The organism is Micromonospora chalcea (assembly GCF_002926165.1).
Lineage (GTDB): Bacteria > Actinomycetota > Actinomycetes > Mycobacteriales > Micromonosporaceae > Micromonospora > Micromonospora chalcea.
The window spans coordinates 1-14,498 of sequence record NZ_MAGP01000138.1 but is presented as its reverse complement, the minus strand read 5'-3'; the positions used below and the strand labels follow the sequence as shown (position 1 = coordinate 14,498).

The following is a 14,498-nucleotide window of genomic DNA, read 5'->3' as shown; positions in this document are numbered from 1 at the left end:
TTCCGCCGTCAGCTGGTGAAGATCGACTTCTTCTGGTTCTCGATGCTGGTGAGCAGCCCGCCGATGTCCTTCGGGTCCTTGATGAACTGCTGCAACGCCGGGATCATCACGGTGGAGGCGAAGTCCGGCCGGGTGTCGCGGTCGAGGAACTGGGCGATCTCGGTGGCGGAGCCGACCAGCTCGGCGGCCTTCTTCTGCAGCGCGGTGTAGGCACCGGTGTCCGCGCCGCTGTTGGCGACGAGCGTGCTCGGGTCGTTCTTCACCGTGATGTCCGCTGCCTCCTTCGAGCCCAGGTACGTCAGCAGCTTCTGCGCGGCGTCCTTGGACTTCGGCTTGCGGGCCATCATGTAGCCGTCGATCGGGGCGTCCAGGGCCTTCGCGCCGATGGTGGAGTCGATCTCGGGGAACGTGAAGAAGTCCAGGTCCTCCAGGTCGGCGCCGCTGAACTGCTGGCCGACGAACAGGCCGAGCAGGTACATGCCGCTCTTCTTCTGCTGCAGCGACTGCGCGGCCTCCTGCCAGGTGCGGCCGAGCGAGTCCGGCTGGTGCAGGGGGAGCAGCCCGGCCCAGGTGTCGAAGACCTTCTTCACCTTGTCGGAGGTCCACGCCTCCTTGCCGGCCATCAGGTCGATGTGGAACTGGTAGCCGTTGATCCGCAGGTTGAGGATGTCGAACGTGCCCATCGCCGGCCAGCCGTCCTTGTCGGCGAACGCGATCGGGTTCAGCCCATCCTTCTTCATCTGCGCGCCGAGCGTGTTCAGGTCGTCCAGCGTCTTGGGCACCTCGTAGCCGCGCTGCTGCCACACCGACTTGCGGTAGAAGACGGCCCACGGGTAGTACGACGCGGGCACGAAGTACTGCTTGCCGTCGTCGCCGGTGGACGCCTTCTTGAACGCGTCGGAGTAGCCGTCGAGCTTGCCCCACACGTCGCTGAGGTCACCGGCCAGGCCCTTTGCGGCGAAGAACCGCATCCGGTAGCCGGCGAACCAGGTGAACACGTCGTCCGGCTTGCCCTGCAGGTAGTTGTTGATGTTCTCCTGGAACGTGTTGTGGTCGACCGTGTTGATGTTGACCGTCACCCCGGAGGACGTCTTGAAGCCGTCCATCACCTTCGCGACGACGTCCTTGGGCTTCGGGTCCGACTGGTTCGAGCCGACCGAGACGCTCTTGGCGTCACCGCCGGATCCGGAGTCGGAGTCGCCGCAGCCGGCGAGCAGGCCGGTGCCGAGCAGCGCTCCCGCGCCGGCCGCGCCGGCGAGCAGCGAGCGCCGGTTCAGGCCGGCGACGGACGGGGGTACGAGCCGGGCGAGGTATTCGGCTTGCGAGCGGGGACGGGACATGGTGCCTCCTGCGTGGAAGAGGTGCGCTGCGCTCATGGACCGTGATCGTTGGCGGTGAGCGGTGTCGTGTCGGTCGCGGTAGATCCACCGAGAATCCACACGTCCGAACACAAACAGCCGGTGGCGCTTGAAGCTACCCCTTGGCGCGGCGCTGTCAAGAGGGCAAAAAGGCGACGCCGTCGGCGGTTAGGCGGGGCAAAGAGCCGGTAAACGTTGGAACTTCAGTCGATGTTGGAAAGTGTTGACTTGGGTGCTGTTCGGGGGGCAACCTCTGCTGTCATGCGGAACTGGCACGGCGAGGGCATCTGGTACGGCGCTGACTACAACCCGGAGCAGTGGCCCGAGCAGACGTGGACCGAGGACGTCGAACTCATGCGACGGGCCGGGGTCAATCTGGTCTCGGTCGGCATCTTCTCCTGGGCCCTGCTGGAGCCCACCCCCGGTCGGTACGTCTTCGACTGGCTGGACCGGGCGATCGACCTGCTGCACGACGGCGGCATCAGCGTCGACCTGGCCACCGCCACCGCCAGCCCGCCACCGTGGCTGGCGCACCGGCACCCGGAGACGCTGCCCCGCCGCGCCGACGGCACGGTGCTCTGGCCCGGCGGCCGGCAGGCGTACTGCCCCAGCTCGCCGGTGTTCCGGGACCACTCGCTCGCCCTGGTCGAGGCGGTCGCCCGGCGGTACGGGCGCCACCCCGCCGTCGTGCTCTGGCACGTCTCCAACGAACTCGGCTGCCACAACGTGCACTGCTACTGCGACGTCAGCGCCGAGGCGTTCCGCGGCTGGCTGCGCGAGCGCTACGGCGACCTGGACTCGCTCAACGCCGCCTGGGGCACCGCGTTCTGGAGCCAGCGCTACCACGACTGGGCCGAGATCAACCCGCCGCGTACCGCGCCGACGTTCGCCAACCCGACCCAGCAGCTGGACTTCCTGCGGTTCTCCTCCGACGAGCAGCGCGCCCAGCTGCGCGCCGAGCGGGAACTGCTGAACCGGCTCGTCCCGCAGCCGGTCACCACGAACTTCATGATCGGCACCGGCATCAAGTACCTGGACTACCACTCCTGGGCCGCCGACGTGGACGTGGTCGCCAACGACCACTACCTCACCGCCGCCGACCCGCAGCCACAGGTCAACCTGGCGCTCGCGGCCGACCACACCCGGGGCGTGGCGGGCGGCGCGCCCTGGCTGCTGATGGAGCACTCCACCAGCGCCGTCAACTGGCAGCCCCGCAACGTGGCCAAGACACCCGGTCAGATGCGCCGCAACAGCCTCGCCCACGTCGCGCGCGGCGCCGACGGCGTGCTGTTCTTCCAGTGGCGGGCCTCCCGGGCCGGCGCGGAGAAGTTCCACTCCGCGCTGGTGCCGCACGCCGGCCCGGACACCAAGGTGTTCCGCGAGGTCTGCCGGCTCGGCGCCGACCTGCGCGCGCTCGCCGAGGTACGCGGCAGCCGTGTCGACGCCGACGTGGCCATCCTCTTCGACTACGAGGCGTGGTGGGGCGCCGAACTCGACTCCCACCCGAGCGTCGACGTCACCTACACCGACCGGTTGTCCGCGCTGCACGCCGCGCTCTGGCGGGCCGGGATCACCGCCGACGTGGTGCACCCCTCGGCCGACCTGTCCCGCTACCGGCTCGTCGTGGTGCCCACGCTCTACCTCGTCCGCGACGCCGACGCCGACGCGCTGCGCCGGTTCGTGGAGGCCGGCGGCACCGCTGTGGTCACCTACTTCAGCGGCATCGTCGACGAGCACGACCACATCCGGCTCGGCGGCTACCCCGGCGCGTACCGCGACCTGCTCGGCGTACACGTCGAGGAGTTCTTCCCGCTGCGGGCCGGCGAGACGGTACGCCTCGACGACGGCGCCCGCGCCGACGTGTGGACCGAGTGGCTGCACGCCGACGGCGCGGAGGTGCTGGCCGAGTACGCCGACGGGCCCCTGCCCGGCGTGCCGGCGCTGACCCGCAACGCCGTCGGCGCGGGCGCGGCCTGGTACGTCGGCACCCGGCTCGACGACGAGGCCACCGACCGGCTGGTGGCCCGGTTGCTGGCCGAGGCCGGCGTCCGGCCGCCGGTGAGCGCGCCGACCGGGGTGGAGGTGGTCCGCCGCCGCGCGGAGGACCGGAGCTGGCTGTTCCTGATCAACCACACCACCGAGCCGGTACGGTTGCCGGTCACCGGCGTCGAGCTGCTCGGCGGCGCCCGCTGCGACGGCGAGCTGGAGGTGCCGGCGGGGGAGGTGGCGGTGGTCCGCGAGGAGCCCGCGCCGGCGCCCGTGAGCGCCTGACCGCAACCCTGCCGTTCGCGCCGATGGAGGTCCACATGCTCGCCCAGCAACGGCAGAGCGCCATCCTGGAGTTGATCCGCCAGAGTGGCGGCGTCCGGGTCAGTCACCTGGTTAGCCGCTTCGGGGTGTCCGATATGACGATCCGCCGCGACCTGGAGGTGCTGGCCGAACGCGGCCTGATCGACAAGGTGCACGGCGGCGCGACGCTCGCCGGTCCCGGCTCCACCGAGGAGCCCGGCTTCGCCGCCAAGTCGGTCCGGCAGCAGGCCGAGAAACGGGCCATCGTGGAGCGGGCCGCCGGCCTGGTCGAGCCGGGGATGGCGGTGGCGCTGTCCGCCGGCACCACCACCGCCGCGCTGGCCGCGCGGCTGGCCGAGGTACGCGGGATCACTGTGGTCACCAACTCGATCCCGGTGGCCGACGCGCTCTACCAGAACCCCCGCGCCGATCAGACAGTCGTGCTGACCGGCGGCATCCGTACCCCGTCGGACGCGCTGACCGGCCCGGTCGCCGAGGCGGCGATAGCCGCGCTCAACGTCGACCTGCTCTTCCTCGGCGTGCACGGGATGAGCCCGCGTACCGGGTTCACCACGCCGAACCTGCTGGAGGCGGCGGTGAACCGGCGGCTGATCGGTTCCGCCCGGCGGCTGGTGGTGCTGGCCGACCACACCAAGTGGGAGACGATCGGCATCGCCACCATCGCGCCGCTGGAGGAGGCCGACATGCTGATCACCGACAGCGGCCTGTTGCCGGAGGCCCGACGCCAACTCGGCGAGCAGGTCGGCGAACTGGTGGTGGTCCGGGCGGACTGACAGCCGGCCCGCCGTCGGCTACCCTCTGCCCTCGCCATGACCGACGGGGGAGACAACATGGACGGTGATCGTCAGTACGCCGAGGCGCCAGCCCAGCCGGCAGGCCCGCAGCAGGCGAGACCCGGCAGGCGGAAGATCCTGCTCGGCGTGCTCGCCGCGCTGCTCGTCTGCGGCGGTCTCTGCGGCGTCGGTCAGCTCATCACCAACGTGGTCAACCAGGACGACTGGGAGGGCCTCGGCCGCCCGGTGACGTCACCGGCGGTGCCCGAGTCGCCGAAACCGACCTGGCCCAAGCCCAACCTCCTCTACGGCCGACCCGATCCGGGCATCCGGCACACGCTGGAGCAGAACGTGCTCGACTCCGCCGGTGTGCTGAAGCCGATGACGAGCTCCTGCGACAACAAGGGATTCACCGGCGAACACGCGGCGACGTTCGACTGCACAGTCACGTACGCCGGACTCGACGTGGTCTACACGGTCGTCGCCACACCGTCGGGCTCCCAGCTCTTCAAGTGGACGGCGACCGCCGAGCGGACGGTGGTCACCCGGGACGGGCTGCTCGCCCTGTTCCACCGCCAGTACACGAGCGACAACCGCTGGAGCGACCTGCGGTGCGACGAGTTCCCGGAGGTCGCGCTGGTGCCGGTCGGCAAACCCCTGCCGCAGTTCTGCTACGCGAAACTCGACGACCGGATCAAGACCAGCCGGATCCGTATCACCCCCGACGCCGACAGCCCGCCGACGCTGGAGACCGAGCACCAGGAGGAGGGCCTGTGATCCGGTGCGCCTCACAGCCACTTCTCAGTCGCGGCATTTAGGGTGCCCTGACGAAGCGTCCGACGGTCCATGTCGGAATGCAGTTCAGCGGGAGTGACCGATGGTCTTCAAGAAGATGTTGAGCGCGTTCGGCGTGGGCGGTCCGAGCGTCGACACGGTGCTCACCAACCCGAACACCCGGCCCGGGCTGACCCTGGACGGTCACGTCAACCTGGTCGGCGGCGACAGCCCGGCGCGGATCGAGCAGATCAACCTCGGCCTGGTCACCCGCGTCGAGATCGAGAGCGGCAACCACGAGTACGCGGGCGTCATGGAGTTCCACCGGCTGCCCGTCAGCGGCGCGTTCGATCTGGCGCCGAAGCAGCAACTGTCGATCCCGTTCCAGATGCCGGTGCCGTGGGAGACCCCGATCACCGACGTCTACGGTCAGCGCCTGCACGGCATGACCATGGGCCTGCGTACCGAGCTGGCGGTGGCCCGCGCCGTCGACAAGTCCGACCTGGACCAGGTGTCGGTGCACCCGCTGCCGGTCCACGAGCGCATCCTGGAGGCGTTCCAGGCGCTCGGTTTCCGGTTCAAGCACGCCGACCTGGAGCGCGGGCACATCTACGGCGTGCCGCAGACGCTGCCGTTCTACCAGGAGATCGAGTTCTTCGCCGCGCCGCAGTACGCGCAGACCGTCACCGAGGTCGAGCTGACGTTCGTGACCAGCCCGCAGGGCGTCGAGGTGATCCTGGAGTGCGACAAGCGGGGCGGCTTCCTCAGCCCCGGGCACGACGTGATCGGCCGCTACTCGGTCCCGCACACCGACGCCGCCCGTACCGACTGGGTGCAGGTCGTCGACGGCTGGCTGCGGGAGACCACCGGCCGCTACGGCAGCATGCGCGCCCAGGGCTTCGGCATGCCGCACCACGGCGGCCACGGCTACCCGGGTCACCACGGCTACGCCGGCCACGGGCGGCGCGGCCCGGGCATGGGCGGCGTCATCGCGGGCGCCGCGCTGGGCGTCGCCGGCGGCATGATCGCCGGCGAGATGCTCGACGACGCCTTCGACGGCGGCGGCGACGACTTCGGGGACTTCGGCGAGGAGTGAGCAGACGCGACGACGCCCCCGGGACGGATCCCGGGGGCGTCGCCGTTCGCGCGGCGTCGGATCAACGTCCGCGGCGCTCCTTGCCGGAGCGGCGCGCGCTGCCCGCCTTCGACAGGCCACGGCTGACCAGGTACGCGCCGGTCAGCGCGGTCAGGTACCACCAGGCCTGGTTCGGGTTGTTGATGTTCAGGCCGTTGGCGGTGGTGCCCTTCCAGAACGCGGCGATCACCACGAGCGCGACCGCTGCGGCGTACACCCAGAACTCGGTGGTCAGGAACGCCTGCTTCGTCTCCGTACCCGGGGACGGCATGTTCTCCCGGTGACCGTCGTGCATCGACGGCATGTGCCGGGTCGACGTGTCCTGCATGCTCGACCGGTTCTGGACGTCGGACATCGGCCGGTTCATCGGCCTGGTGGATGCAGCCTGCGTGCTCATCTGGTCCTCCTCAGGATTTGATGAGTCGTTAACCTGCACACCCTCGCCCCGCTACCGCAGGTCGGCCACGGCGCGGTTCGCGCTCTGTGGCGGGGGCACCCTGGGTCTACCCGAGGCCGGAGACAAGGTAACCGCCGGTCGCCGTCGAATGGCCACCACGCTCGGCCTCTCAGCCGGAACCGGACACGAGGGCGCACACCGGTCCTCCCGCCGCCGGTTCCGGTTTCAGCCACCCACCCTCGGGCACGCAACACCGATACCCCGAGAGAGCTGCGAGGTGGTTGACGTGCGTGAGGACGACATGCGGCAGGACGCCGCCCGGCGGGCCGAGCAGCGGGTCGCCGGCGGCGTGTACGGCGACGGCGCGCTGGACGAGATCACCGTGCCGCAGACCGACGTGGAACGGATGCGGCAGGAACTCGACCCGGACGACCCGGCGGACGTACCCGTCGACCCGACGGTGCTGCGCGACGGCGGACCGACCCGGGGTCAGGGCGCGGTGACCACGACCGGTGGCACGGCCGGCCCGGCCAGTGTGCGCCGGTTGGCCCGGCAGCCCGAGAAGCACCCGGGCAAGGTGGCCCCGATGACGACCGGGGACGCGGGTACGGGTGGCCTGAGCACCCCGGCCGGTGGCTCCACGAGCGACAATTCGGCTACCGGCGCGCAGGTGGGCAACTTCACCAACAATCGTCCCAATCCGGGCTGACCGAGGCAGCACGGCGAGGGCGGGACGGCCTCCGGCCGCCCCGCCCTCGCGCACCCGCCACTTCGCCGAAGTGGCGCAGTCAGCACGGCCATGATGTGGCAACTTCCCCGATCTGGTGCCCGCCCCGCCACTCCGGCGAACTGGCGCGAACAGGCCGCCCGGACACGCCCCGCCCCTCAAAGCCGGCACTCGTCGATCTTGCACTTCCGCCCCCAAGATTGTCCGTTTGGTGGAGTTTTCCGGGGCCGCAACTCCATGATCGCGGAGTGGAGCGGAGCGGAGCGAGGGTGAGAGGGGCGCGGCGGGACGTGAGGAAGCACGTGCTCGGCCCGGCCGATCATGAAGTTGGCGGCCGACTTGGAGATCGACAAGGCCGCCAACTTCATGATCAACAGGGCGGAGGCGGAGGCAGAGGCCGGGGGAGAGGGTCAGGGGGTGCGGAGGATGCCCAGGCGCTGGGTGGCTCTTGTCAGGGCCACGTAGAGGTCACTGTGGCCCCTCGGGGACTCGGACACGATGCGGGCCGGGTCGACCACCAGCACCGAGTCGAACTCCAGACCCTTGGCCTGTTCGGTGGTCAGCACCACGATCCGGTTCGCCAGCTCGGGCTGCTCGCCGAAGGCGGCCTCCGGCAGCGCCGCCACCACCGCGCCGCCCAGCTCGTCCACCCGCCCGGTGGGCACCAGCACGCCGAGCCGCCCGTCGCCGAGCGACGCGGCCTCCCGGGCGGTCGCCTCGACCAGTTCGACCACGAGGCGGTCCGCCGGCACGGTCCGGTCCCACGGCGGTACGCCGGTGGCGCGTACCGAGCGGGGTGGCCGCAGCGCCCTGTCGATCTCGGCGAGCACGTCGGCGGCGACCGCCATGATCTCGGCCGGGGTGCGGTAGCTGACCGTGAGTTCCTCCAGCCGCCACCGGTCCGCCACGTACGGGGCGAGCGCCTCGCCCCACGACGGCGTGCCGGCGAGCGCGCCGGTCTGCGCCACGTCGCCGACGATCGTCATGGACCGGCTGGGGCAGCGGCGCATCAGCAGCCGCCACGCCATCGGCGACAGCTCCTGCGCCTCGTCCACGATGACGTGCCCGAACGCCCACGTCCGGTCGGCGGCGGCGCGCTGGGCGGTGGTGAGCCGGTCGGACTCCTCCTGCCGTTCGGAGAGCCGGTCGGCGTCGGTCCGGGCGGTGACGCCGAGGATCTCGCCGCCGTCTGCCTCGTCCTCGACGTCGATGGAGCGGGAGCCGCGCCAGATCTCCAGCACGCCCTCGGCGTACTCGCGTTCCAGCGCCCGGATCCGCTCCCGGCGGGCGACGGCGGCGCGTTCGTCCTCGCCGAGCAGTTCGGCGGCCTCGTCCAGCAGCGGTACGTCGGCGGGCGTCCAGCCGCCGGGCTCGCGGTGCAGCGCGGCCCGTTCGGCGTCGGTGAGCATCGGCGCTGCGGTGGCGATCCGCTCCGGCGAGGCGTACAGGTCGGCGAGCAGGCGTTGCGGGGTGAGCACCGGCCACAGCTCGTCCAGCGCGGCCCGGATCTCCGGCTCCTCGCGCAGCTCGCGGCGGATCTCCGCGCGGTCGGCCTCGGAGAGCAGGTTCTCCCCGCCGAGCGGGTCGGCGCCGATCCGCTCGGCCACCTGGTCGGCGAGCGCGTGCACGATCTCCACGTCGAACAGGGCGCGGGCCAGGTTGTGCGGGCGGCCGGTGCGGCGTACCCGGTCGCGGGCCTGCCGCACGGTGTCCGGGTCGAGCGTCAGCACCTCCCGCTGCGGCAGTTCGATGGTGACCGGCTCGTCGGGCACCCACTGCCGGTCGCGGACCGCCGCGGCGAGCACGTCGGCCAGCACCGCGCGGCCTTTCAGCGCCGCGGTGGTGGCGGGCTCCGCGCGGCGCGCGTGCACGCCGGGGAACAGGTCTGCCTGGGTACGCAGCAGCACGCCGGTCTCGGCCAGCGTGGGCAGCACCTGGGAGATGTAGCGCAGGAACGTGGCGTTCGGGCCGACCAGCAGCACACCGCGGGTGGAGAGCTGCTGGCGGTGGGTGTAGAGCAGGTACGCGGCCCGGTGCAGCGCCACCGCGGTCTTGCCGGTGCCCGGGCCGCCCTGCACCACCATCACGCCGGGCAGGTCGGCGCGGATGATCCGGTCCTGCTCCGCCTGGATGGTCTCGACGATGTCGCGCATCCGGCCGGTGCGCCCGGCGTTGAGCGCGGCGAGCAGTGACGCCTCGCCGGTCAGCTCCTCGTGGGCGGTGGGGGAGGCGGCGGCGATGTCCAGCACCTCGTCGTTGAGCCCGGTCACCTTCCGGTCGCGGGTGCGCAGGTGACGGCGGCGGCGTACGCCCTGCGGGTTGGCGGCGGTGGCCAGGTAGAACGGCCGGGCGGCCGGGGCGCGCCAGTCCATCAGCAGCGGGTCGTAGTCGCCGGAGGAGTCGAAGATCCCGATCCGGCCGATGTAGCGGACCGCGCCGACATCGCCGTCGAGGCGGCCGAAGCAGAGGCCGCTCTCCACGGCGGAGAACTGCTCGACCTGGTCGGCGTACATCGCCACTGTCGAGTCGCGCTGGGAGCGGGCCTGCTGCGTGCCGCCGGTGTGGCGCAACTCCTCGTCGAGCCGCCGGGCGGCCTGTTCCCGCATGCCGTCCAGCCGGTCGTACAGCATCGAGACGTATTCCTGCTCACGGCCGATCTCGTCGTCCTGGCGCAGGTCAGCCGACACGTCGGAGTGCGTTGACAATCCGGCTCCTCATTGACTAAAATTGCCGCAGGAATGGCATTCAGAAGCCATTCCTTTTTTGTGCCTGAACTGAGAAAGATAGCGCGTCGGCCGCCACCCGACCAAGCCCGGACACGACTCGGGGCCCGGTCGACGTCAGCCGACCGGGCCCCGGGCACGGCGATTCTCAGCCCTTGGCCGCCTGGTAGAGCCGCTCCGGCGTGACCAGACCGGCGATCACCCGGCCGTCGTCGGTCAGCAGCACGCTGAACAGCTTGCCGCTGAGCAGCCGGCCGCTGCCCCAGTCGCCGCTGACCTTCGGCAGGTCACCGAGCACCTGCGTGAGCATCTGGGCATCCGGCGCGTCCGCGCCGGGCTTCGCGCCGTCGCCGGCCGCCGCATCGCCGATCTTGGCGACCACCACGGTGGTCCAGCCGGTGCCGACGGTACGCACATCCGGCTTCTCGGCGTCCTTCTTCTCGAACCTCTCGAACCGCTTGCCCGCCGGTCCGGGCCGCTCGCCCTCGGTCGCCTCGGTGACCTTCACGCCGGGCGGCGGGTTGAACCGGAACTGGTCGGCCTCGGGCGTGCGGAAGTCGACCTGGGTGAACGCCACCTGGAACGCGGGCTCGTCCTGCCCGTCGGCGAGCACCTGCAGACGCAGCGGCACGTGCTCCTTCGCGTCCAGCGCGATCCGGACCTGGTGGACCAGGGACGCCTTGTCGCGCGGCGTGAGCACCAGCTCGTACGCGTCCCGCCCGGCCACTGTGGCGGTGCGGCCGACGGTGACCGCCGTGGTCGGGTCGATCGCCTCCAGCGCCCGGTCCGCGGCGTCGGCCGGGGTGGTCGGCACGGTGGCCCGGTCCGGCGCGTCGGCCGGCAGCAGCCGGTGCGTGGCGGTGTTCTCCCGGCTGTTCCAGGTCCACACGTCGCGGCCGTTGCGCAGGATGTCCTGCTCGCCGAGCGTGTCGACCAGCGCGAGCCGCTGCCGATCCTCGCCGCCGTACCAGACGCGCAGCGTGTGCGTACCGGAGACCAGGCCGGCCAGGTCGTTGCCGGCGGCCCGGCCGGCGAGCGCGGCGATCGGCGGCAGGCCGAGGTCGCCGGGCTGCACCACGGTGCCGGAGAGCCCGTCCAGGCGGGACGTGCGCAGGTCTTCCAGGAGCTGGGCGGCGCTGCGCGGCGGCAGCGCCGGGTCGGCGCCGGCGGCGAACGTGCCGACGGCGGCGCTACCGCCGATCACGGCGACCCCCGCGGTCACCGGGACCAGCCAGCGCAGCACGGCGCGGTTCTTCATCACTGACATAGTGTGCACCTCCTGCGCACCATGCTGCGCGAGCGTCGCTGTGACCACGCTGAGGAGATCCCCTACGGGTGACCCCATGGTGGCACCCTGGACCGGTGCGGTTGCTGGTGGTGGAGGACGAGACGCGGCTCGCGGCGGCGCTGCGCCGTGGGCTGTCGGCGGAGGGTTTCGCGGTGGACGTGGCGGCGACCGGCCCGGCCGGGCTGGACGCGGCCCGGCACGGCGAGTACGACGCGATGATCCTCGACGTGATGCTGCCCGGCCTGTCCGGTTACGAGGTGGTGCGCCGGCTGCGCGCCGAGCAGCGCTGGCTGCCGGTGCTGATGCTGTCGGCCAAGGACGGCGAGTACGACCAGGCCGACGGCCTGGACTGCGGCGCCGACGACTACCTGACCAAGCCCTTCTCGTACGTGGTGCTGCTGGCCCGGCTGCGGGCGCTGCTGCGTCGCGGCGCGCCCCGCCGGCCGACCGTGCTCACCGTCGGCGACCTGCGCCTCGATCCGGCCCGCCGCCGGGTCACCCGGGCCGACGCCGAGGTGGTGCTGACCAGTCGCGAGTACGCGCTGCTGGACTATCTGATGCGCCGCCCCGGCGAGGTGGTCTCCAAGACCGAGCTGCTGGACCACGTCTGGGACGCCTCGGTCGACACCGCCCCGAACGCGGTGGAGGTCTACGTCGGCTACCTGCGCCGCAAGATCGGCCGGGAACGGCTGGAGACGGTACGCGGCGCGGGCTACCGGCTGGCCACGTGAGCTGGGTACGCGGGCCGCTGCCGCGCCTCGGCCTGCGGGCCCGGCTGCTCGCGCTCGGTGTGCTGGGGCTGGCGGTCGGGTTCGCGTTCGGCGGGACGCTGCTGGTCGGCGCGCTGGGCTGGACGCTGCAGCGCTCGGTCGACGAGGAGGCGCTGCGTACCGCCGACGCGGTGGCGCTGCTCACCGCCGAGGACGCGCTGCCGGACCCGCTGCCGGTGGCCGGCGGGCAGTTGCGGGTGCAGGTGGTCGACGTCCAGGGCCGGATCCGGGCCGCCTCGATCGACGCGGACCGCCTGGTGCCGATGCTCGGCCCGGACGAGCTGCGGCCCGGGCAGCGGCAGCGGCTGGTGGTGGACGGGCGGCGCGCCGGCATGCCCGGCCCGGTCCGGGTGGTCACGGTGCCGGCCGGCACGCCGCAGGAGCCGCGTACGGTGCTGGTCGCCAAGTCGCTCACCGACGTGCGGCACAGCCTGCGCGTGGTCCGCAACCTGCTGCTGGTGGGCTTCCCGCTGCTGGTGGCCGGGCTGGGCGTGGTGGCCTGGCGGGTGGTGGGCGCGACGCTGCGACCGGTCGAGCAGTTGCGCAGCGGCGCGGCCGAGATCACCGGGCGGGCCGGGGCGGAGCGGCTCCCGGTACCGGCCGGGCAGGACGAGATCCACCGGCTCGCGGTCACGCTCAACGACATGCTGGACCGGCTGGCCGCGTCCCGGGATCGGCAGCGGGCGTTCGTCGCCGACGCCGCGCACGAGTTGCGCAGCCCGCTGACGAACATGCGTACCGAGCTGGAGGTGGCGCGGCGTCTCGGCGACGACACCGACTGGTCGGCGGTCGCCGACGACCTGCTCGCCGACACCGAGCGGCTGAGCCGCCTGGTGGACGACCTGCTGCTGCTGGCCCGCCTGGACGAGCAGGACGCCCGCCCGGCGCCGGTGGGCCCGGTGGAGCTGGGCGAGCTGCTGCGCGCGGTGGCAGCCCGCTACCCGTCGCCGCCGCTGCGGCTGACGCTTCCGGACGGGCCGCTGTGGGTCGAGGGGGACGCGGGGGAGTTGCGCCGGGTGCTGGTGAACCTGGTGGACAACGCGCTGCGGCACGCGCGTACCGGCGTGGAGCTGGCCGTGAGCGGGCCGGACGGGGCGTACCACCTGGTCACGGTGACCGACGACGGGCCGGGCGTCCCGGCGGCGGACCGGGAGCGGGTGTTCGCCCGGTTCACCCGGCTGGACGACGCGCGGGCCCGCGACGCGGGCGGCGCGGGCCTGGGCCTGGCGATCGTGCGTGAGCTGGTGCGCCGGGCCGGCGGCGCGGTGGAGCTGGCCGACGCGACGCCGGGCGCCGCCGCGCCGGGGCTGCGGGCGACGGTACGGCTGCCCGCGCTGGCCGAGCCGGACCCGGAGTGAACGGTCAGCGGCGGCGCTTGGTGCAGACCGGGCCGGTGCGGGCGACGGTGTCGGTGGACCAGACGAGCGCGACGGTGAAGCAGTAGTCGGTGGTGCGGTCGAGCCCGTAGGCGATGTAGTCGGCCGACCCGGCGGGCAGCGTGGCGAACGTGCCCTGCGGCTGCCCGGCACGGCCGCCGGCGACCACCACCGGTCCTTCCGCGCCCGGCGGGTACGTCCAGCTCAGCACGATGCTGTCGCGGCGGTCCGTGAGCGTGAAGCTGCCGGGCGGGGTACCGGGCTTGGCGGCGGCGGGAGTGGACGGCGCGGGACCGGCGGAGGTGGGCGGCGCGCTGGACGGCGGCGCCCCGGTGGCCGGGGGCGGGGTGTCGCGGCGGTCGTCCACCCGGGACACCCCGGCGATCACCGCGATGGTGCCCAGCAGCAGCGCCACCACCACGCCGAGCACCACGAGCGGCAGCCAGGGCAGCGTGCGCCGCTCGGCGGCCGGTGGCCGGGGCACGTGCACCGGCAGGTAGCGCGACGGCGGCTCGGGCGGGGCCGGCGGCACCCGGCGTACGCCGTCCGGCTCGTCGCCGGTGAGCCCGACCACAGTGGGCGGCAGCGGGTCCGCGCCGGGGCGCCACAGCGGCTCGGCCGGCTCGTCGGGCGGCCACGGGTAGTCGTCGAGCGCGTCGGCGTCGGCGTCGGGCGCGGTACGCGGCGTCGGCACGTGCGCGGTCTCGGCGGCCCGGCCGGGCGGGTGGTAGAGCGGCGTCTCGACCGGCTCGTCCAGCGCGGGCGGGCTGTACGGCGGCAGGTCGTGCGGCCCTTCGTCCTGCGGGGGGACCCGCGCGGCGGGCACCACCGGCGTGGTCCGGGCGGGCGGCGGTGGTGGAGCGGGCG

11 protein-coding genes and 1 pseudogene are annotated in these 14,498 nt (G+C 72.6%); 7 read left to right on the top strand and 5 right to left on the bottom strand.

Annotated elements, in window-relative coordinates:
• Window positions 1-8 precede the first annotated feature (8 nt).
• A complete protein-coding gene (locus BAW75_RS23200; protein ID WP_223201189.1) occupies window positions 9-1,376 on the bottom strand; it encodes an ABC transporter substrate-binding protein in 1,368 nt (455 codons plus the stop codon).
• Between the two features lie 243 nt (window positions 1,377-1,619).
• Between BAW75_RS23200 and BAW75_RS23195 the strand changes: the two genes are divergently transcribed.
• From BAW75_RS23195 to BAW75_RS23180, 4 genes are all read left to right on the top strand, one after another.
• The gene (locus BAW75_RS23195) at window positions 1,620-3,629 is read left to right on the top strand and encodes a beta-galactosidase (protein ID WP_104114910.1); all 2,010 of its coding nucleotides are present in this window, start codon (window positions 1,620-1,622) and stop codon (window positions 3,627-3,629) included.
• A 35-nt stretch (window positions 3,630-3,664) separates the two neighbouring features.
• Window positions 3,665-4,441: a DeoR/GlpR family DNA-binding transcription regulator gene (locus BAW75_RS23190; RefSeq protein ID WP_030501763.1), complete on the top strand. Its 777-nt coding sequence runs from the start codon at window positions 3,665-3,667 to the stop codon at window positions 4,439-4,441.
• 57 nt (window positions 4,442-4,498) lie between these two features.
• Entirely contained in the window at window positions 4,499-5,218 is a 720-nt protein-coding gene (locus BAW75_RS23185) for a hypothetical protein (protein ID WP_104114909.1), read from the top strand.
• 100 nt (window positions 5,219-5,318) lie between these two features.
• Window positions 5,319-6,311 carry a sporulation protein gene (locus tag BAW75_RS23180; RefSeq protein ID WP_104114908.1) on the top strand — a complete coding sequence of 331 codons (993 nt, stop codon included), beginning with the start codon at window positions 5,319-5,321 and terminating at the stop codon, window positions 6,309-6,311.
• A 61-nt stretch (window positions 6,312-6,372) separates the two neighbouring features.
• On the opposite strand, the gene BAW75_RS23175 is transcribed toward BAW75_RS23180, so the two are convergent.
• On the bottom strand, window positions 6,373-6,747 hold the full coding sequence (locus BAW75_RS23175) for a hypothetical protein (RefSeq protein ID WP_043325541.1): 375 nt from the start codon (window positions 6,745-6,747) through the stop codon (window positions 6,373-6,375).
• 286 nt (window positions 6,748-7,033) lie between these two features.
• On the opposite strand from BAW75_RS23175, the gene BAW75_RS23165 reads away from it, so the two are divergent.
• A complete protein-coding gene (locus tag BAW75_RS23165; RefSeq protein ID WP_167435610.1) occupies window positions 7,034-7,456 on the top strand; it encodes a hypothetical protein in 423 nt (140 codons plus the stop codon).
• 428 nt (window positions 7,457-7,884) lie between these two features.
• Here the strand turns inward: BAW75_RS23165 and BAW75_RS23160 are convergent, their stop codons facing one another.
• Window positions 7,885-10,104, bottom strand: a complete 2,220-nt coding sequence (locus BAW75_RS23160; RefSeq protein WP_244206234.1) for a HelD family protein — start codon at window positions 10,102-10,104, stop codon at window positions 7,885-7,887.
• A gap of 241 nt (window positions 10,105-10,345) precedes the next feature.
• The gene (locus tag BAW75_RS23155; protein ID WP_104114906.1) at window positions 10,346-11,464 is read right to left on the bottom strand and encodes a LolA family protein; all 1,119 of its coding nucleotides are present in this window, start codon (window positions 11,462-11,464) and stop codon (window positions 10,346-10,348) included.
• 95 nt (window positions 11,465-11,559) lie between these two features.
• On the opposite strand from BAW75_RS23155, the gene BAW75_RS23150 reads away from it, so the two are divergent.
• Both BAW75_RS23150 and BAW75_RS23145 read left to right on the top strand, forming a co-directional pair.
• The gene (locus BAW75_RS23150; protein ID WP_043325535.1) at window positions 11,560-12,216 is read left to right on the top strand and encodes a response regulator transcription factor; all 657 of its coding nucleotides are present in this window, start codon (window positions 11,560-11,562) and stop codon (window positions 12,214-12,216) included.
• Window positions 12,213-13,613 (top strand): sensor histidine kinase, encoded by a 1,401-nt coding sequence (locus BAW75_RS23145; protein ID WP_104114905.1) that lies wholly within the window; start codon window positions 12,213-12,215, stop codon window positions 13,611-13,613. Before BAW75_RS23150 ends, BAW75_RS23145 begins: the two co-directional genes overlap by 4 nt.
• 4 nt (window positions 13,614-13,617) lie before the next feature.
• On the opposite strand, the pseudogene BAW75_RS23140 reads toward BAW75_RS23145, so the two are convergent.
• Window positions 13,618-14,498: pseudogene (locus BAW75_RS23140) on the bottom strand (tetratricopeptide repeat protein); the annotation flags it as partial.

Bases quoted from the DNA above. Each gene is read 5' to 3' on its own strand.
- BAW75_RS23200 (WP_223201189.1), bottom strand. From the start codon at position 1,376: ATGAGCGCAGCGCACCTCTTCCACGCAGGAGGCACCATGTCCCGTCCC.
- BAW75_RS23195 (WP_104114910.1), top strand. From the start codon at position 1,620: ATGCGGAACTGGCACGGCGAGGGCATCTGGTACGGCGCTGACTACAAC.
- BAW75_RS23190 (WP_030501763.1), top strand. From the start codon at position 3,665: ATGCTCGCCCAGCAACGGCAGAGCGCCATCCTGGAGTTGATCCGCCAG.
- BAW75_RS23185 (WP_104114909.1), top strand. From the start codon at position 4,499: ATGGACGGTGATCGTCAGTACGCCGAGGCGCCAGCCCAGCCGGCAGGC.
- BAW75_RS23180 (WP_104114908.1), top strand. From the start codon at position 5,319: ATGGTCTTCAAGAAGATGTTGAGCGCGTTCGGCGTGGGCGGTCCGAGC.
- BAW75_RS23175 (WP_043325541.1), bottom strand. From the start codon at position 6,747: ATGAGCACGCAGGCTGCATCCACCAGGCCGATGAACCGGCCGATGTCC.
- BAW75_RS23160 (WP_244206234.1), bottom strand. From the start codon at position 10,104: ATGCTGTACGACCGGCTGGACGGCATGCGGGAACAGGCCGCCCGGCGG.
- BAW75_RS23155 (WP_104114906.1), bottom strand. From the start codon at position 11,464: ATGTCAGTGATGAAGAACCGCGCCGTGCTGCGCTGGCTGGTCCCGGTG.